At 72.4% G+C, this 19150-nt stretch carries 14 protein-coding genes; 7 read left to right on the forward strand and 7 right to left on the reverse strand.

What is annotated here, in order from left to right:
* Positions 1 to 17 precede the first annotated feature (17 nt).
* The 3 genes from AB0I52_RS15895 to mltG all read left to right on the forward strand — a co-directional run bounded on the left by AB0I52_RS15895 (position 18) and on the right by mltG (position 4397).
* Positions 18 to 1823, forward strand: a complete 1806-nt coding sequence (locus tag AB0I52_RS15895) for an ABC transporter ATP-binding protein (RefSeq protein ID WP_363072853.1) — start codon at positions 18 to 20, stop codon at positions 1821 to 1823.
* Positions 1824 to 1990: 167 nt separating this feature from the next.
* Complete coding sequence (locus tag AB0I52_RS15900; protein ID WP_363072855.1) at positions 1991 to 3136, forward strand: NAD(P)/FAD-dependent oxidoreductase; 1146 nt, start codon at positions 1991 to 1993, stop codon at positions 3134 to 3136.
* Positions 3137 to 3548: 412 nt separating this feature from the next.
* Entirely contained in the window at positions 3549 to 4397 is an 849-nt protein-coding gene (gene mltG / locus AB0I52_RS15905) for an endolytic transglycosylase MltG (protein WP_363072857.1), read from the forward strand.
* A gap of 122 nt (positions 4398 to 4519) precedes the next feature.
* Here mltG and AB0I52_RS15910 read toward each other — a convergent pair whose 3' ends face one another.
* The 6 genes from AB0I52_RS15910 to AB0I52_RS15935 form a co-directional block, all read right to left on the reverse strand.
* The gene (locus AB0I52_RS15910; RefSeq protein ID WP_363072977.1) at positions 4520 to 5608 is read right to left on the reverse strand and encodes an NAD(P)-binding domain-containing protein; all 1089 of its coding nucleotides are present in this window, start codon (positions 5606 to 5608) and stop codon (positions 4520 to 4522) included.
* Between the two features lie 68 nt (positions 5609 to 5676).
* A complete protein-coding gene (locus tag AB0I52_RS15915; protein WP_363072859.1) occupies positions 5677 to 6885 on the reverse strand; it encodes an LLM class flavin-dependent oxidoreductase in 1209 nt (402 codons plus the stop codon).
* Entirely contained in the window at positions 6882 to 7910 is a 1029-nt protein-coding gene (locus AB0I52_RS15920) for an ABC transporter substrate-binding protein (RefSeq protein WP_363072861.1), read from the reverse strand. The genes AB0I52_RS15915 and AB0I52_RS15920 overlap by 4 nt, the downstream gene beginning before the upstream one ends.
* Before the next feature lie 49 nt (positions 7911 to 7959).
* Entirely contained in the window at positions 7960 to 8739 is a 780-nt protein-coding gene (locus tag AB0I52_RS15925; RefSeq protein WP_363072863.1) for an ABC transporter ATP-binding protein, read from the reverse strand.
* Positions 8712 to 9614 carry an ABC transporter permease gene (locus tag AB0I52_RS15930; RefSeq protein ID WP_363072865.1) on the reverse strand — a complete coding sequence of 301 codons (903 nt, stop codon included), beginning with the start codon at positions 9612 to 9614 and terminating at the stop codon, positions 8712 to 8714. The genes AB0I52_RS15925 and AB0I52_RS15930 overlap by 28 nt, the downstream gene beginning before the upstream one ends.
* A 210-nt stretch (positions 9615 to 9824) precedes the next feature.
* Complete coding sequence (locus AB0I52_RS15935) at positions 9825 to 9908, reverse strand: putative leader peptide (protein ID WP_311307964.1); 84 nt, start codon at positions 9906 to 9908, stop codon at positions 9825 to 9827.
* A gap of 92 nt (positions 9909 to 10000) precedes the next feature.
* Between AB0I52_RS15935 and AB0I52_RS15940 the strand changes: the two genes are divergently transcribed.
* A complete protein-coding gene (locus tag AB0I52_RS15940; RefSeq protein ID WP_363072867.1) occupies positions 10001 to 10423 on the forward strand; it encodes a YjbQ family protein in 423 nt (140 codons plus the stop codon).
* Between the two features lie 194 nt (positions 10424 to 10617).
* Here AB0I52_RS15940 and AB0I52_RS15945 read toward each other — a convergent pair whose 3' ends face one another.
* Complete coding sequence (locus AB0I52_RS15945) at positions 10618 to 11535, reverse strand: alpha/beta hydrolase (protein WP_363072869.1); 918 nt, start codon at positions 11533 to 11535, stop codon at positions 10618 to 10620.
* Between the two features lie 355 nt (positions 11536 to 11890).
* On the opposite strand from AB0I52_RS15945, the gene AB0I52_RS15950 reads away from it, so the two are divergent.
* From AB0I52_RS15950 to AB0I52_RS15960, 3 genes are read left to right on the forward strand one after another with little or no spacing between them, the layout of a single operon-like run.
* Positions 11891 to 12751, forward strand: coding sequence for a DUF4132 domain-containing protein (locus AB0I52_RS15950; protein ID WP_363072870.1), 861 nt, complete (start codon positions 11891 to 11893; stop codon positions 12749 to 12751).
* The gene (locus AB0I52_RS15955; protein WP_363072872.1) at positions 12748 to 17916 is read left to right on the forward strand and encodes a hypothetical protein; all 5169 of its coding nucleotides are present in this window, start codon (positions 12748 to 12750) and stop codon (positions 17914 to 17916) included. Before AB0I52_RS15950 ends, AB0I52_RS15955 begins: the two co-directional genes overlap by 4 nt.
* Complete coding sequence (locus tag AB0I52_RS15960) at positions 17913 to 19139, forward strand: AAA family ATPase (protein WP_363072874.1); 1227 nt, start codon at positions 17913 to 17915, stop codon at positions 19137 to 19139. The genes AB0I52_RS15955 and AB0I52_RS15960 overlap by 4 nt, the downstream gene beginning before the upstream one ends.
* The last annotated feature ends 11 nt before the right edge of the window (positions 19140 to 19150 follow it).

Below are 19150 nucleotides of genomic sequence, written 5' to 3' on the forward strand. Positions count from 1 at the left end.
GCCTGACGAAGGAGCCCATGAAACCCGACGAACCCACGTGGACGCCCCCGCCCAGGGATGCCGAGCAGCCGCCCGCCGAGCTGCGCCGCATCCTCCGCCTCTTCCATCCGTACCGTGGCCGCCTCGCGGTGGTCGGACTGCTCGTCGGCGCCTCGTCGCTGGTGTCGGTCGCCTCCCCGTTCCTGCTGCGCGAAATCCTCGACACCGCCATCCCGCAGGGACGGACCGGGCTCCTCTCGCTGCTCGCTCTCGGCATGATCCTCACCGCCGTGATGAACAGCGTCTTCGGCGTGCTGCAGACCCTCATCTCCACCACCGTCGGCCAGCGCGTGATGCACGACCTGCGCACCGCGGTCTACACCCAGCTCCAGCGGATGCCGCTCGCCTTCTTCACCAGAACCCGCACGGGCGAGGTCCAGTCCCGGATCGCCAACGACATCGGGGGCATGCAGGCCACCGTCACCTCGACGGCGACCTCGCTGGTCTCCAACCTCACCGCGGTCATCGCCACCGTGGTCGCGATGCTCGCGCTCGACTGGCGGCTCACCGTCGTCTCGCTGCTCCTGCTGCCGGTCTTCGTCTGGATCAGCCGCCGGGTCGGCCGGGAGCGCAAGAAGATCACCACCCAGCGGCAGAAGCAGATGGCCGCCATGGCGGCCACGGTCACCGAATCGCTCTCCGTCAGCGGCATCCTGCTCGGCCGCACCATGGGCCGGTCGGACTCGCTCACCAAGGGCTTCACCGAGGAGTCCGAGCGGCTGGTCGACCTCGAAGTGCGCTCCAGCATGGCCGGACGCTGGCGGATGTCGACGATCGGCATCGTCATGGCCGCCATGCCGGCCGTCATCTACTGGGCCGCGGGCATCACCCTGCAGTCCAGCGGACCCGCCGTCTCCATCGGTACGCTCGTCGCCTTCGTCTCGCTCCAGCAGGGTCTCTTCCGGCCCGCCGTGAGCCTGCTCTCCACCGGGGTGCAGATGCAGACGTCCCTCGCGCTCTTCCAGCGGATCTTCGAATACCTCGACCTCACGGTGGACATCACCGAGCCGGAGAACCCGGTCCGGCTGGAGAAGATCCGCGGCGAGATCCGCTTCGAGAACGTCGACTTCAGCTACGACGAGAAGAGCGGCCCCACTCTCAGCGGCGTCGACGTGGCCGTGCCCGCCGGTGGCAGCCTGGCCGTCGTGGGCCCCACCGGCTCCGGAAAGTCCACCCTCAGCTACCTGGTGCCGCGGCTGTACGACGTCTCGGGCGGCCGGGTCACGCTCGACGGCGTCGATGTGCGCGACCTGGACTTCGACACCCTCGCCAGGGCCATCGGGGTGGTCTCCCAGGAGACGTACCTCTTCCATGCCTCCGTCGCCGAGAACCTGCGCTTCGCCAAGCCGGAGGCCACCGACGAGGAGATCGAGGCGGCGGCCCGCGCGGCACAGATCCACGATCACATCGCCTCGCTGCCCGACGGCTACGACACCCTGGTCGGTGAGCGCGGCTACCGCTTCTCGGGCGGTGAGAAACAGCGCCTGGCCATCGCCCGCACTATCCTGCGCGACCCGCCGGTGCTGATCCTGGACGAGGCGACCAGCGCCCTCGACACCCGTACCGAGTTCGCCGTGCAGGAAGCGATCGACGCGCTCTCCGCCGGACGTACCACGCTCACCATCGCTCACCGGCTCTCCACCGTGCGTGACGCGGATCAGATCGTCGTCCTGGACGGCGGGCGGACCGCGGAGCGCGGCAGTCACGAGGAACTACTCGACCAGGGCGGGCGCTATGCGGCCCTGGTCCGCAGGGACACCGAGCTGGCCCCCGCAGCAGGCTGAGCAGCCGGACCGGACGTACTCCATCCGCGGGAACGAACTTGTTCGCTACGAACGTGTTCGTCAGTGTGGGTGTGTGCCCCTCGCCTTTCCGTTGCCGCCGAGGGGGACCGGCTCGCGGTGCACCGGACTGCGCGGCCGGTAATCCCGCACGAGCTGGAGGTACCACCATGAGCACCACGCACCATCACCCGATCGCGATCATCGGCGCCGGTCTCGGCGGCCTCACGCTCGCCCGCGTACTGCACGTCAACGGGATCGAGGCGGCCGTCTTCGATCTGGAGCCCGACCGGAACGCCCGAACCCAGGGCGGCATGCTCGACATCCACGAGGAGACCGGCCAGGCCGCCCTGCGCGCCGCCGAATTGCACGAGAGGTTCCGGGAGAAGGTCCACCCCGGCGGCGAAGCCATGCGGATCCTGGACAAGCAGGCCCGGGTACTGCTCGATCAGGCGGACGACGGTGCGGGCGGCCGGCCCGAGATCGACCGCGGAGACCTGCGCGACCTGCTGCTCGACTCACTGCCCGAGGGCACCGTGCGCTGGGGCAGCAAGATCACCGGTGCCGGTCCGGCCGGCGCCGGACAGCACCGGGTCACGCTCGCCGACGGCACCGCCTTCACGGCCGGACTGCTCGTCGGGGCTGATGGCGCCTGGTCCCGTATCCGTCCGCTGCTCTCCGACGCAGTCCCCGTCTATACCGGCATCTCCTTCGTCGAACTGGACCTCTTCGAAGCCGACACCCGGCACCCCGAGTGCGCCGAACTCATCGGCGGCGGAATGTTCTTCGCCCTCGGCGACAACCGGGGATTCCTCGCGCACCGCGAATCGGACGGCAGCCTCCACGTCTACGCCGCGTTGCGCGCAGCCGAGGACTGGCTGTCCACGATCGACTTCACCGACGCCGAGGCCTCCAGGACCGCGCTGACCGAGCACTTCGCGGACTGGGCGCCCGGCCTCCGTCGACTGGTCACCGACTGCGACGGCCTGCCGGTGCCGCGCCGCATTCACGCGCTGCCCGTCGGGCAGGAGTGGAAGCGCACCCCGGGCGTCACCCTGCTCGGCGATGCGGCCCACCTGATGTCCCCCTTCGCGGGCGAAGGCGCCAACCTCGCCATGATCGACGGCGCGGACCTGGGCCGGGCGCTCGCCGCTCACCCGGGTGATGTCGAAGCCGCCCTGGCCGCCTACGAGGCACCCCTCTTCGCGCGGAGCCGGAAGAGCGCCGAGGAGTCCGCGGAGGGCCTGGAGACGATCTTCAGCCACCGGGCGCCGCAGCCGCTCGTCGAAATGTTCTCCGCTTTCGCGGCACAGTGAACCCCCGAAGGCGGTGAACCCCGCACGGGCGCGCACGGCACACACGACGGCGCCGCCGCTCCCGTGGGACGGGGAGCGACGGCGCCGGATCGGACAACGGTCAGATGAGCCAACCCATGAAGTGGACGACGCCGGCGAGCAGGTTGGTGAGGATGTTCATCTGGGTTTCTCCTTGTGCGTGGTGCATCTCTGGGACAGCACAGTCGCGGTCTGCAGCCCGTCGCTTGCGCTCTGTAATCATCATGTACCGCACAGCGGCTGAGCAACGAATACCGATACGACCACACGTTCCAGCGAACATCCGGTCCCCTGTTCGTGTGTTCGCCTTCTGTGGTGCGGGAGTGGCGTGTTGGGCGCGTGTCGCCGGAGGCGGGATGGCGGACGGGAGGAGGGTGCGGGATAGCGTGCCCGCATGGTGAACGAGTCCCCGGACACCCCGCCCCGTCGCAGGCTCCGCCCGTCCCGGCGCGGCCGGCTGGCGCTGTTCGTCGGCGCCGTCCTCGTCCTCGTGGTGGCCGCCGCCGTCCTCGTACCGCTGCTGACGAGGGAGCGGACGACCGAGCGGACCCGGTCCCTCGTGATCCCCGAGGGGTGGCGGGCCTCCCAGGTGTACGAGGCCGTGGACAAGGTTCTCGACGAGCCCTCCGGCACGGCGGAGAAGGCCGTCGCCGCGGCGGACCTGCCCCTGCCGGCCGCGGCGAAGGGCAACCCCGAGGGCTACCTCTTCCCGGCGACGTATCCCGTCAGCTCAGGTACGACCCCGGCGAGCCTGCTGCGCTACATGGTGGACACGGCGGTCAAGCGGTTCGGCGCGGACCACATCACGGCAGGAGCGCGGCGCAACGGCGTCACGGTCTACCAGACGGTGACGATCGCCGCCATCGTGCAGGCCGAGGCGGACACCGCGCCGGACATGGGCAAGGTGTCCCGGGTCGTCCACAACCGGCTCGCGCGCGACATGCCGCTCCAGATGGACTCCACGCTCAACTACGCGTTGAACCGCAGCACCCTGGACACCACCACGGGCGACACGAAGATCGACAGTCCGTACAACAGCTATGAGCGCAAGGGCCTGCCGCCCACACCCATCGGCAATCCGGGGGAGCAGGCGATGGCGGCCGCGATCAGCCCCACCCCCGGCCCCTGGCTCTACTTCGTCACCGTCGCGCCCGGCGACACCCGTTTCACCGCCGACTACGCCGAGCAGCAGCGCAACGTCGCGGAGTTCAACCGCAACCGCCGCAGCGCCGCCAACGGCTGAGCCGAGCGGCGCCCGCCCTCGGCGTGCCGCGGCGACGCCGCATTCAAGACCCCGGCAGCCGCCAGCCCCGCAACACGACGCAGTCAAACCCCGGCAACCGCCCGCCCCACGCCCCGGCCTGCTCAGGCCGCGGCAGCCGTACGTTCCGCACCGGGCTCGGCCCGGTCCAGCAGCCGGCCGATCGCCCGTGCGGCGGCCCGCCCCGCCCGGTTGGCGCCGATCGTGCTGGCGGACGGTCCGTAGCCGACGAGCTGGACGCGCTCGTCGCGTACCGCCTGTGTCCCCTCCACCCGGATGCCGCCACCGGGTTCGCGCAGTCGCAGCGGGGTGAGGTGGTCGACGGCGGGCCGGAAGCCGGTCGCCCAGAGGATGACATCCGCCTCGACGGTGCGACCGTCGTCCCAGGCCACTCCGGCCGGTGTGATCCGGTCGAACATCGGCAGACGGTCGAGCACCCCCGACGCGCGGGCGCGCCGGACGGCATCGGTGACCGGCAGCCCGGTCACGCTCACCACGCTCTGCGGCGGCAGCCCGCGCCGCACCCGGTCCGCCACCATGGCGACGGCCGCGCGTCCCTCGTCCGCGCCGAACGGGCCCTCCCGGAAGACCGGCGGCCGGCGCGTCACCCAGTGGGTGTCCGCGGCCACCTCCGCGATCTCCATCAGATGCTGGGTACCGGAGGCCCCGCCGCCCACCACGACCACCCGCTGTCCGGCGAACCCGGCGGGCCCCGGATAGTTCGCCGTGTGCAGCTGGCGGCCCCGGAAGCTGTCCTGGCCCGGGTAGCGGGGCCAGAACGGCCGGTCCCAGGTTCCTGTCGCGTTGATCAGGGCCCGCGTCGCGTACGTACCCTCGGAGGTCTCCACGAGCAGCCGCCCGCCGTCGCCCTCGCGCACCGCGCTCACCTCGACCGGCCGGTGCACCCGCAGGCCGAAGGTGCGCTCGTACGAGTCGAAGTACTCGCCGATCACCTCGGAGGAGGGCCTGCTGTCATCGGCACCGGTCAGCTCCATGCCGGGCAGTGCGTGCATACCGTGCACCTTGCCGTACGTCAGCGACGGCCAGCGGAACTGCCAGGCGCCACCGGGGCGCGGGGCGTGGTCGAGCACCACGAAGTCGCGGTCCGGCTCCAGGCCGGTACGGCGCAGATGGTAGGCGCCGGACAGACCCGCCTGTCCGGCACCGATCACCACGACATCCACTGAGTGCACCCCGATGTTGTTCACGCTTCTACTAACTGTGCCGGAGCCGTGGATCTTCCCGTACCCCGCCGAGGGGCTCAGTGTCCCCCGGCGAACAGCAGCGGCGCTCCGCCCGGCGCGGAGGCCGGGCGGCCGTTCGCCGCGGGCACCGCCGGCAGCGGGGACGCCGGGACCGTCGACAGCAGTCCCCGGGCCGCGAGCTCCGGAGTGACGCCCTCACCGAACCAGTACGCCTCCTCCAGATGCGGGTACCCGGACAGCACGAAGTGCTCCACACCCAGGGAGTGGTACTCCTCGATCCGGTCCGCGACCTCCGCATGGCTGCCCACCAGCGCGGTGCCCGCACCACCGCGCACCAGACCGACGCCCGCCCACAGGTTCGGCGCGATCTCCAGCTTGTCGCGGGAGCCGCCGTGCAGCGCCAGCATCCGCTGCTGCCCCACCGACTCGCTCCTTCCCAGCGCCTGCTGGGCCGCGGCGACCGTGTCGGCGTCGAGGTCGCCGAGCAGCCGGTCGGCGGTCGCCCACGCCTCGCGGGACGAATCGCGCGAGATGGTGTGCAGCCGGATGCCGAAGCGGACGGTACGCCCCTGCTCCTCGGCGAGCCCCCGGATCCAGTCGATCTTCTTCTTCACATCAGCCGGCGGCTCACCCCAGGTCAGATAGACATCGGCGTGCTCCGCCGCGACCGGCCCGGCCGCGGCCGAGGAGCCGCCGAAGAAGACCTCCGGCAGCGGGTCCGGCGGCAGCGCCGTCAGCCCGCCCTCCACCTGGTAGTGCTCACCGTCGAAGTCGAACGGCTGCCCGCTCCACGCACCCCGCACCACCGACAGGAACTCCGCGGTCCTGGCATAGCGCCGGTCGTGGTCCAGATGGTCGCCGAACCTCCGCTGCTCCGTCGAGTCACCGCCCGTCACGACATTGAGCAGCAGCCGCCCCCGGGTGATCCGCTGATACGTCGCGGCCATCTGCGCGGCGAGTACCGGCGAGATCACGCCCGGCCGGAACGCCACCAGGAACTTCAGCCGTTCGGTGTGCTGGGCCAGCGCCACCGTCGTCAGCCAGGCGTCCTCGCACCAGGTCCCGGTCGGCGTCAGCACGGCCTCGAACCCCAACTGCTCGGCGGCCTTGGCGATCTGCGCCAGATACTCGATGTCGGGCGCGCGCACCCCGCTGACCGGAGTGATCCGGTCCCGCTTGATCCCGCCGTCGGTGTACGCGTGCCGGTCGACGAGTGTGCGTCCGTCGCCACCCGTGGGCAGGAACCAGTGCAGGTGGACATTCATGAGGAGGCCTTTCCGTACGAGCGGGGAGTTGCCGAGGACGCGGGGAGGTCGCGGTTGAAGCGGGTGTCGACGTAGTCCTTGAAGACGAATCGGTGCGGGATGAGCTTCAGATCGGCGAAGGTGTCCGCGATCTCCTGCTCGGAGGCGATCGCGGCCGGATCGATGGCGACGGGGACCCGGGTGCCGTACGTCAGCTTCACCGCGTCCAGCGCCACCTCGTAGGGCAGCCCGGTCTCCTTCGCCCACACCTTCGCCCACTCCTCGGGGTGCTTGAACACCCAGTTCTGCGCCCGGTCGAGCCGGACCAGCAGATCGCCGATGGCCTTGGACTTGCCGGACTCCTTGAGCGCGGCGGGCGAGGCGACCTGGAACCCGAGGCCGTTGACGACCCCTTCACCCGTGGTCAGTACCCGCGCCTTGCCGCCGCGCAGCACCTGCGAGGTGTACGGGTCCCAGATCGCCCAGGCATCGACCTTGCCCCGGCTGAACGCGGCCAGCGCGTCGGCCGGCTGAAGGTATTTCAGCCTGACGTCGGAGATGTTGAGACCCGCCTTCTTCAGCGAGCTGATCAGCTGGAAATGGGCGGAGCTGCCCTGGGCGACAGCGATCGACGCGCCCTTGAGCCGGGCCGGGTCCCGCAGCGGCGAGTCCTCGGGGACCACGATCGCCTCACCGGCCGACGAACCGTGTGTGGCACCCACCACCACGACCTTGGAACCGGCGCCGGCGGCGAACACCGGAGGCGTGTTGCCGACCCCGCCGATGTCCACGGCTCCGGCGTTGACCGCCTCAAGAAGAGGTGGGCCGGACGTGAAGGTGGACCATTTGATGCGGTAGTCGAGGTCGTCCAGCTCACCGGAGGCGCGCAGGATGGCTTCGTAACCACCCTTCTGGTCACCGATGTTGAGCGTGACGCTGCCCTTGCCGTCGGTGCTGCTCGCCGTGGAGGCGGAGGTCGCGCCGCCGCAGGCGGTGAGCAGCAGGGCGAAGGGCAGCAGCAGCGCGGGCAGGGTACGGCGATTCATATCGTCTCTCTCCGGTCCGGACAGGGGAGGTTCAGGAGCTTCAGGATGTTCAGGAGGTCTCGACGGGCGCGGGCGCTGTGTCCACGCCGAGTTCTGTGAGCAGGCGGGTGCGCAGCGCGGCGAACTCCCGGGTGCCGGGGCTGCGGGGCCGGTCCAGGGCGACCGGGGTCTCGTACGCGATGGCGCCGTCCCGCATCACCAGCGCACGGTCGGCCAGGAGCAGCGCCTCGTCCACATCGTGCGTGACGAGCAGCACGGCGCAGCCGCGGCGCTGCCAGAGCTCGGCCACCAGCTGCTGGGCCTTGATCCTGGTCAGCGCGTCGAGCGCGCCGAACGGCTCGTCGAGCAGCAGCAGATCGGGCTCGCGCACGAGCGCTCGCGCCAGCGAGGCACGCTGCGCCTCACCACCCGAGAGCGTCCTGGGCCAGGCCCCGGACCGCTCAGCGAGCCCCACCTCCGCCAACGCCCTCTCGGCCACGGCACGTTCGGGCTTCCCGGGCAGTCCGAGCAGTACGTTGCGCCAGACCCGCTTCCACGGCATCAGCCGCGGCGCCTGGAACGCGACCGCCCGGCGCCGGGGAACCAGTACCGTCCCCCGGATCTCCCGGTCGAGGCCGGCGAGCACCCGCAGCAGGGTCGACTTCCCGCATCCGCTGCGCCCGAGCAGCACGGTGAACTCCCCGGCACGCAGGGTCAGATCGAGACCGTTGACGACGGCCCGGCCGTCGAAGGAGCGGGTCAGCCCCTCGACACGTACGGCGGCCTGGGGCAGTGCGTCGGCCGGGGCGGGAGAGCGGGTGATCACTGGCCCGTGAAGGTCGGTCGCCATTGCAGCAGCAGCCTTTCGAGAATGCGGACGATGACATCGGCGGTGAGACCGAGGAAGGCGTAGACCACCAGGCAGACGACGATGACGTCGGTGCGGAAGAACTCCCGGGCCTGGTTCATCAGGAAGCCGATTCCGGCATCGGCATTGACCGATTCGCCGAACACCAGCGCCAGCCAGGCGGTCGCCAGCGAGTAGCGCAGCCCCGTCATGGCCCCGGGCAGCGCCCCCGGCAGCACCACATGCCGTACCAGACCCCAGCGTCCGAGCCCCAACGACTCACCTGCTTCGATGAGTTGGGGATCCACGCCGCGAATGCCCGCGTAGACGTTGAGATACAGATGAAAGGCCACCCCGAGCGCGATCAGCGCCACCTTCGGGGCCTCGCCGATTCCCAGCCAGATGATGAACAGGGGGATCAGCCCGACCCAGGGAACGGTGCGCAGCATCTGGACGCTCGCGTCGACCAGGTCCTCACCCAGCCGGGAGAGCCCCGAGACCAGCGCGAGCGCGGTCCCGACGGCGCCCCCGAGCACCAGCCCCACGGCCACCCGCTGGAGCGAGATGGCCATCGCCGAGGTCAGGGTCCCGTCGGCGATCAGGTCCGATCCCGCGCGGGCGATGGTGCCGGGCGAGGCCAGTACGTCCGGACGCAGCACACCGGTGGCGCTGAACACCTGCCACAGGGCGAGCAGCAGCAGCGGTCCGACGGTGCGCCGGAGCCACCGAGGCACGTTCCGCAGCCGCGTTCCGCGGGCGGCGGCCGGAGTCAGGGTCTCCAGGTCGAGCGGACGCCGGCCGACCGAACCCTCCGGCGGACCGGATTTCGGTGTTTGAGGAGATATACCAGGTGGGGCGAGAGCATGGTCGAGAGTCATGAGGGCTCCACGAGCGGTTCATGGGGAAGGACGTGCCCCGGCACCCGGGCACGCGACAGCCGCGCCGCACCGGCGTAGGTCGCGGAGGACCCGGCGCGGGCGCCGGGCAGGGCCGAGCGTCACGGGAGAGGTGGGGCAGGACGCGTACGACGTCAGGAGCGTGCGGGCGTCTCGCGCCCGGTCACTGACGGGAAATGCACTGAGAGAACGTCAGCAGCCGCGACAACACGCGGCGGAGGCCACTCGCAGCAGGTCGATGTGACCGCGCGAAGTGAGCAGAGCTGATCGGAACATGGCGCTGAAGGTAGCGATCCCTTGAGGAAACGGTCAATGGTGTCTCGGCACGTGGACGCGCGATCCTGCCGTACGGGCAGGAGAATGAAGCCATGCCCACCGCCTTCACCACCAGCGTCCTGCACATCACCACGGGAACCACGGAGACCGTCACGGATCTGACATCCGACTGCGAACAGTTCCTCACCCGGGCCGCCGCGGGCCGGGACGGCCTGCTCAACATCTTCGTACCGCACGCGACAGCGGGGATCGCGGTCATGGAGACCGGCGCGGGCAGCGACGACGACCTCCTCTCCGCCCTGCACGCACTGCTCCCCGCCGACGACCGCTGGCAACACCGCCACGGCAGCCCCGGCCACGGCCGCGACCACGTACTCCCGGCCTTCGTACCGCCGCACGCGACGCTGCCGGTGATCGCGGGGCGGCTGGAGCTGGGGACGTGGCAGTCGGTGTGCCTGGTGGACACGAACGTGGACAACGCCGACCGTCAAGTGCGGCTGAGCTTCCTGGGTTGACCAAGATCGCTCCTAGAGGCCGTGCCGCCGATGCTCCGTACCGTGCGTGCGCGAACGGAGGGGGACTTGCGCGGTAGGGACCTGCATGCGGTCGAGCGTCCCTATGAGGATGCGGTAAATGCCTGCTGGAGTGCGGCGGCTGTCCCGCGTGAAGCCGGCGACGTGCCCTTCGCCTGTCCTCGGCACCCGTCCTCCTATCCGATCTGTCCGAGGGTGAGCATCGCCTCTGCGACCTCGTCGGCCGCCGCGTCGGGGATCGCGGTGGCGGCCTCGTCGAGGACGAGCAGCCGTGCGCCGGGGATCTCGCGTGCGATGGCCTCGCCGTTGCCGACGGGGAAGAACGGGTCGCGGCGGCCGTGGACGACGAGTGCGGGGACCGCGATCTCGGACAGACGCTCGCGCCAACGGGGTGTGCAGTCGAGCCTGGAGAACACCATGCCCAGCTGGTTGGCCAGGTGGACCGGTGGCGTGGAGCCGGGTGTGCGGTCCCAGACGCGCCCGGCGACCGCGCGTGCGGCAGCGGGGTCGTCGCCGCGGATCTCCGCGCCGTCGGCGGCGAACTCCGCCACCGCCTCGCGGTCGGTCCAGTCGGGCATCGGGCGCGCGAACAGCCGGCTCATCGTCGCCCGGTCATGGTCGGGGAGGTCCTCATCGGGCGGGCCGGGGGCGACCGCGCGGGTGCCGGCCAGGGTGAGCGCCGAGAACGTGCCCGGGTGGTCGAGCACGGCCACCTGGGCGACCATCCCGCCGACGCCGATGCCCGCGAGGTGCGCGGGCCGCCCGCCGAGCGCGTCGGCAAGGGCCGCCGCGTCGGCGGCGAGGTCGCGCAGAGTGTAGGCGGGCGCCTGCGGGTCCGCCCTCGTCGACTCCCCGCTGTCGCGCAGGTCGTAGCGCACCACACGGCGCTCGCCCCCGGCGAGGCGCTCGCACAGCGCGTCGGGCCAGGAGAGCATGGTGGTCCCGCCCGCGAGCAGGATGAGTGGCGCGTCGTCGTCACCGAACGACTCGATGCCCAAGGCGATCTCATGGGCGTCGACAGGGTGGTCGGGCCGCCCCGTGACGGAGTTGTCGGGAGAGACGGAGGCGGAGGTGCCGATGCTGATGCGAGTCATACAGGGCAGACTCGATCCGTTCCCCGAACTCATCGCTCACGCCGAAGCGCACCCTGTTCGCTGCATTCATCCAACGTCCGTTGAGCCGCTCACCGTGCAATCGAACGACGGTTCGATCAACGATTGCAGAGTGAATCGGTGGCCATTCCTCGCCTCGCCGGCCGACAGCGTGAAACCCCATGTCCGGCCAAGGCCCTTGACCGGCGCGGACCCGGCTGATCAGGCGGAGGGCTGAGCCCGTTGTCACAGGGGGCGCTTAGAGTCTCTCCCACTCGTCACGGTGCGTTGCCCCTGACGGGTTTCATCAGCGTGCCGCCGGTTCGGCGGCCGTGCGGAACAATGGGGAGAACAGCGCATGGGGTGGGTTCCGGCGGGCGACTACGAAGTAGCCCTGGAGGCGGGCACGGTGGTCTGCCGCAATGGAAAGGGCCGGCGGCTGAAGTCCGTCCCGGCCAGATTGAAGGACGACCCGGCGGTCGTCGGACTCCGGCAGTTGACCGAGTGGCTGGAGCAGCACGCACACCAGTGCCTGACCGAGATCGAGCAGTGGATGGTGCGTTCGCTGCCCGTCCCCACTGCCGTGCTCACCCGGGTCTGGCCCGACCCCGCGTGGCAGACGGCCCTGCGGGACGTGGTGGTCACCGGCGTGGACGGTGGAGTCGCCGGGTTCCTGCGTGATGTCGACCCCCACCGCGGCCTCGGCCTCGTCGACCTGGACGGCGACACGGTCCGCATCACCCCGGACGTCGTCAGCGTGCCCCACCCCGTCCTCCTTGACGATCTCGACGAGCTGCGGGAGTTCGCGGTCGAACTGGGGGTGCGCCAGAACGTGGACCAGTTGTTCCGCGAGGTGTGGCGCCGCCCGCCCGGCCTCGCCCCGGACACCACGTCCGTGGACACCTACGCCGGCGGCGTATTCAAGGAACTGCGCTTCCTGCACGGCCGCGTCACCCAACTCGGGTACCGGTCGCGCGGCGGATACGCGGTTTGCCCGGTCGTCGAGGACGGCGCCACCACCGAGGCCCGCATCTGGATCGGTGAGCACGACGGATACGACGAGTACGGCACCGAGACGGGCCCCCTGGGCTGGACCGACCCCGCGGGGCGCGCGCTGACGGCCGCCGAGGTCGGCCCCGTCGCGTGGTCCGAGGGCATGCGCATGGCGGCGGCGCTCCACGCCGGCCGCGACGTGGCGGACGAGGAGCGGGCGGCATGAGCACCACGACGACGGACACCCACACGAACACGACGGCAGCGGGCACGGCATCTTTCCCCGCCCAGGCCCGCGGCGGGAGTACCTCCACCCCCGTGGCCGAGGCCCGCGCGGCGGCCCTGCTGGACGCGGGCGCGATCCTCCCGGCCGGCACCACAGAGCGGGACGACGCCGACGCGCTGACCGCCCGCACCTACACGCACACCGCCCTCGGCGACCGCCCCGTGGTCCGGCTCGTGCCCGGCACCCTCGGTGAAGCCGAGGACCTGGCCCTGGAGTTCCTCGGGCTGGCCCGGTCCGCAGAGGCCCCAGTCGTGGGCCAGGTGCGCCGCGAGGCGCTGGGCTTCCCTGCCTGGGCGCTGGTCAACGACCCGGCCAACGGGCACCACGCCCTGGCCCTGGTGAAGGACATCGAGCGGTTGGGCCGGCAGGCCAGGACCCGCGCCGGAGCGGCCAAGGACGGCTTCGACGCACTGGGCAGCCGGCTCGGCCGGGCCGTACCCCACTTCCTCCCCACCTACTACGAGCAGGTTGCGCGCCTCTTCCTCCAGGCCGAGAACACCACCTACGCCGCCTCCTTCTTCGGCAAGGCCCGCGAGGCCGAGCGGGTGCACCGGCTGGTCGTGGACGAGGACCGGCAGCGGGCCGTCTTCCTGGAGTTCGCCTTCGCCGGCGCGCTGACCGTCAAGGCACTGCGGCAGTACGTACGGGACCTGGTGGCCCGGCTCGCACCGGCGGACGCCTGGGCGCAGTTCCGCCGTCTGCTGGTCGAGCGCTGCGCGGCCGGCATGCCCCCGTACGCGGCGCTGCCGCAGGACGTGCGCGCGCTGGTCAAGGCCGCCGGGCTGGACCGGGAGGCGGCCGAACGCGAGCTGGTGGCCGATCTGATCGGCTCCCCGGGAGTCGTCCGCGCCCCCGCCTCGTTCTGGGCTGCCTACCGCTCCGCGATCGTCGCCCTCGCTCGACGGGACGAGTCCGTGCGGGCCCGGCTCCTCGGCTTCTTCCCGGAGACCTTCAGCGAGAGCGGCCGGGAGAAGGCCGGCGAATCCGACTGGCTCGCGTTGCTGGCCGAGTCCGGCGCCGAGGACCTGCTGACAGGCCTCCCGGACACGGCAGGGAACGCCCCCTCCGTCTCCCCGGCGGACTGGCTCGCCCGCTGGGAGGCACACCGCCGGCGCGACCGGGCCACCGCAGGCCGCAGCCCCCGGACCCTCGACCTGGCCGTCCGGATGGCGGACCGGCTGCGCGCCGACGGGCGCCCCATCGAGCTGTTCCAGGGCCGCTGGCAGCGCAACGCCGACCTGGACCTCCTCGACTTCTGCCTGGCCTCCGACATCCCCGTCGCCGAACCGGACGAGCAGGACACGGGCACCGCGCAGGGCCCCGGCCTCCCGCTCGGCTCCTGGCTCACCGACACCGCGCTCGGCGCGCGGGACCTCACCGCCGTCTCCGGACAGCCGGCTTTCCGCGCCCTTCTGCGCCGGACCGTCGGCGCCCTCGGCGACGGGCACGGTCAGCGGCTGAGCGACGCCGGCCTGGCGAAGCTGGCGGCGCACCCCGTGCTCTCCGGCATCCTGCGGGAGTGGCTGACCGCCTGCGCCGAGGAGTACACGGCCGCGCGAGGGCTCCCCGGGCTGCAAGCCGCTCTCAACAGGCTCTCGCTGTTCCGCACCGTGGTCGCGGACGTCGCCCCGGGGGCCGTGCGGCTCCTCAAGGGCCACGATGTCGTGCCGCTGCTCGCTGCGACCCTGCGCACCGGCGTCCTCGACGAACTGGGCTGGCCCGCGCTCGACGCGACCTACGCCGAACTGGCCGCCGAATCCACCGCTGTGCAGCAGCGGCGGCGCCGGTCGGAGAGCGTCGGTGTCACCGGCGCCTGGCCCGCGCTGATCCTGAACACGCTCGAACGGGCCGTCGTCGTCGGCCCGGAAGGCGTTCTGCTGCGGCACACCCTGCGGCTGCCCGCCACCGTCGACCACTGGCGGTCACCCGCCTTCCGTTACGTCGACGGCGAGTTGCTGGTCATCTGGTGGGAGGACGGCAAGCAGCGCGGCTACTGGTCGCACCGCCCCGCCGAGCTGTTCACCGTCGGCGGCGAGCAGATACCCCGCTGGGGTGGCTCCGGCCCCTCGGACGAGGTCTGCCTGCCGTTGCCCGACGGCGGACGCGCCACCGGCGGCAAGGCCCTGCACGCGGGTGACACCTCCCTCCCGCCCCAGCGCGCCGTCATCTCCGACGGCACCGGTCACTGGCGGGAAGGCCACCAGGGCACGCAGCGGGTGTGGCTGGAATACGACCCGGCCGGCGGCACGCACGGCCGCGCATCCCTGCCCGCCTTCCTCCGCTCCGGGGTGCGGGACGGCACCCGGCTGCTCACCGAGCACTGCCAGGTGCTGCCCCTCCAACCCGGTCTGGAGAGCACCCCGTTCGGCACGGACGGCACGGTCCTCGGCCGCTGGGTCCGCAGCACGGCCACCGAGCCCGGCACGGCCGCCCCCGCCGACGGGCACCGGATCGTCGCAGGCACCCCCGACGGCCAGACGGTCACCCTGCCGCACCCGCTGCCCGGCGGCGGGTTCCCGGTGCCGCTCGGCGCACTCACCCTGCCCGGCGGGTCACGGCCTCTCGTGGCCCTGTACCACCGCTCCGTCGCGGCGTACCCGGCGGACACGGACGGCGTCGGTGGCTGCCTGTGGTCGGTCACCACCGACTCCTCCGGTGGGAACGACGCGGCGGGCACCCCCTACGTGCCTCCCGTCGCCTACTGGCACGCGCTGCGCCCGAGGGACGAACGGGGCTCCGCCGCCCTGCGGAGCCTGACGGACTCCCGGGCGGGGGAGCTGTTCGAGGAGGTCGCCGCCGCGGTCGCCCGGCACCTGGAGGCGTTCCGGGCCGTCAAGGAGTACACCGGGCCCTCGTCGCGGCAGGTGAGCGAGGAGGCCGTCGCCCGGGTGCTGCCCGAGGTGTCCGACGCACGGCTCCTCGCGGGCGTCACCGCTGTCCTCCGGGACGCGGTGGACCGCGCTGCCGCAGCCGCCCGGTACCTGGAACCGCCCAGGCCCGCGCAGCCGGCCACGCCCCGCGACACCGCGCGCGTCCAGGGCATGTTCTTCGAACACGAGCCGGAGCACGGCGACGACACGACCCTGCAGACCGCCTCAGCCTGGAGCTCCGAGCGGATGCGCGGCGGCTGGTGGGGAGCCGGGAAGCGGTGGACCGTGATCCGGCAGATCCTCGCCGTCAACCATGTCCTCGGCGGCGAGCCGGCGTTCGGCCCGCCCATCACGTCCAAGGTCCCGTTCACCCCTGCCGACGGCTGGCAGCGGGACGAGTACACCGTGCCCAGCGAGGCCCTGACCTGGACCTCGCTCCTCGACAACCTCCCCGAACTGGCCTACCGGGCCGCCTCCGCGACCACCTCCCCCGAGCACCGCAGCGGGCTCCTCGTGTTCCTGGAGACCCTCGCCGCAGGCCCGCTGGCCGACCCGGCGGGCACGGTCCGGCGGGTGGAGCTGGTCGAGCCGTTCGGTGCGGGGACAGCCGGACCCGGACGCCCCGAGACCGTGGACCGCCTCGGCCAGGTGCTGCGCAGGGGCGCCCGCACCGTCGTGGTCCTCGCCAACCGCGGCCGGAACTTCCGGAGCGAAGCGGAACGCTGGCTCGCCCTGGACCATGACCCGACCGGCGCCTTCGGTCCCGTCCCCGGCTTCACCCTGGACCACGAGCACGTACACCGGCACGGCATCGCCCGCGACCGGCTCACCCGGCTCACCGCCCTGGTACGGGAGCAGGGCCCGGCACCCTGGCGTCCGGAGGCCGCCGAGGCGTTCGACACGGCCACCGGAATCGGCCCGCTCCAGTCCGTCGCCCTGCTCTCCGCGGCCGTCGATGAGCCCGGCGCCGACGCGCTCGCGCTCCTCGGGGTGAAGACGCGTGCCTTTGAGGCGGCCCAGGGCAGGCTGGACGCCCTGCCTCACGACGACCGGCACGCCCTGCTCCAGGCACTGCTGCCCGCGGACCCGGCCGCGCTGTGGTCCACGGGCCCCGATGTCGCGGCCGCCGCCGAGGTCTGGCAGAAGCGTCTGGCCTCCCTCGTCCGCGTCCCCGAGGCACTGGACCTCGACCTCTCGGGCACCACCCCGGGCGCCGTCGACCTGCTCCTCAACCCGGGCTCCCGGACCTGGCTCGCCCACGGCACCGATGTCGAGGACGGCACCGGCCGCCCGGCCCTGCGCCGGGTGGGCGCACGCGGTGCGGTCTCCGCAGCCCTCACCGCCCTGCGCACCCTCGCCTACACGCTGCCGTACGGGCATCCTCTGCGGGCGCACCTGCCCACGGGGCTCGCGGCCCTGCGTGGCCGCCTCGCCGACCCGGGCCTGGTGCTGGACCTCGGCCTGGACCGGACCGAGTCGGGAGGCTCGATCGGCCCCGTGATCCGCGCTGCCCACGGGCTCCCCGAGTCCGGCGGCGCCGGCCCCGACGGGCTGGTCCGGGCCGGCACGGCACTGCTCCTCGCCCCCAGCCACGGCGACAGCGAGAAGCTGCTGATCCGCCCGGCCGGCCTGGCAGGCCCCGACGACCCCGCGTACGGCCTCGTCGAGGGCACCGTCGGCGGCTACGGCACCGTCGATCTGCTCGCCCTGCGCGCACTGCTGGGCGAGGAGACGGACGCGTTGGCCTCGGCGGGCGCCCCCGACGGCTCCCCGCACCACCCGGCCCAGGACCCGACGCGTGCGGTGCCGGACCTGGTGGCCGAGGCCGTGGACGCCCTCGGCCTGAGCGCGGACGCCGCCGCCCTCTACCTGATGTTGCTCGCCCTGCCCGACCCGACGGACCGCAACTGCGTCCGCTGGACCGAGTGGAAGCCGGCCCGGGTCAAGAAGGCCAGGGCGGAACTCGCCGCCACCGGCCTCGTCGTGGAGGCGAAGCGCTCCCGCGCCGGCCGCACCCTGTTCCTCCCCTGCGGCTGGCTCGAACGCGGCGCCCCCGGGCTGCCGTTGGAGACCTGGAAGGAACGCCTGTACCCCGTGGCCGGGTCGGCCCGGACCCTGCCGCACCTCCCCGTGCCCGCGCTGTTCGCAGCCGCCTGGGCGCGGGTCCGCGGCGGCGACGCCCCGGCCTTCGAAGAACTGGACACCCGCGCACCCCGGAAGGGCCGCCGCCGATGACGAACGACACCACGATTACGACCGTGGACAGCACCACAACGGGCGGCGTCCCGGACCGGGCGACGGAGCCGGGCGCGGGACACCGCCAGGTCACGTTGCCCGAGGACCGGTACGCCACCGAGCTGGCCTTCCTCGCCGCCCACGACTCCGGGCCCCGCCCACCGGGCTGGCTGCTCACTCCGCGCGCCGTCGTCGCCTTCGTCATGGGCAGCGCGGGCGAGGCACTGAGCCTGCCGAAGGGCGCCCGGCCCGGCGCCGGGGTGCCGCGCCGCCTGGTGATCGAGCAGAAGTTCGTCGGCGAGCGCGCCCTGGTCGAACGGTGCGTGGTCACCCTTGCCGGAGAGCGCGGACTCCTCCTCGTGGGCGAACCCGGTACCGCCAAGTCCATGCTCTCCGAGCTGCTGTCGGCGGCCGTCTGCGGGACCAGCGCGCTCACCGTGCAGGGCACCGCGGGCACCACCGAGGACCAGCTCAAGTACGGCTGGAACTACGCGCTGCTGCTCGCCCAGGGCCCCACCGAGCAGGCCCTGGTGCCCTCCCCGGTACTCGCCGCGATGACCAGGGGGGCCGTCGCCCGCGTCGAGGAGGTCACCCGCTGCCTGCCGGAGGTCCAGGACGCCCTGGTGTCCCTGCTCTCCGAGCGGCGGATCGCGGTCCCCGAACTCGCGGGCGGCGAGGGCGCCCAGGTGCACGCCGCCCCCGGGTTCACCCTCATCGCCACCGCCAACCTGCGGGACAAGGGCGTCTCGGAGATGTCCGCCGCCCTGAAGCGGCGTTTCAACTTCGAGACCGTGGGCCCCATCGGGGACGTGGACGCCGAGACCGCGCTCGTCCGGCGCCAGTCGCGGGCGGCCGTCGAACGAGTGGGCGCCGGCTTCCAGGTGGACGACGCGGTCCTCGAAGCCCTGGTCACCGCCTTCCGGGACCTGCGCGAGGGCCGCTCCGTGGAGGGCTGGGAGGTCGAGCGCCCCTCCACGGTGATGAGCACGGCGGAGGCGGTCTCCGTGGCGGGCGCCCTGGGCCTGGCCGCCGCCTACTTCCCCGGCGACCGGGACGTGCTGTCCCTCCTGCCCGGCCATCTGCTCGGTGTCGTCCGCAAGGACGACCCCGCCGACGCCGCACGGCTGCTCGGGTACTGGGACGGGCCGGTGCGCAGGCGCGCGGAGCAGGGGGCGGCCACCTGGCGTGCCCTGTGGGACCTGCGCGCGGTGCTGGAGAACTGAACGATGAGCGA

The sequence above is a fragment of the Streptomyces sp. NPDC050423 genome, from assembly GCF_040655445.1.
Lineage (GTDB): Bacteria > Actinomycetota > Actinomycetes > Streptomycetales > Streptomycetaceae > Streptomyces.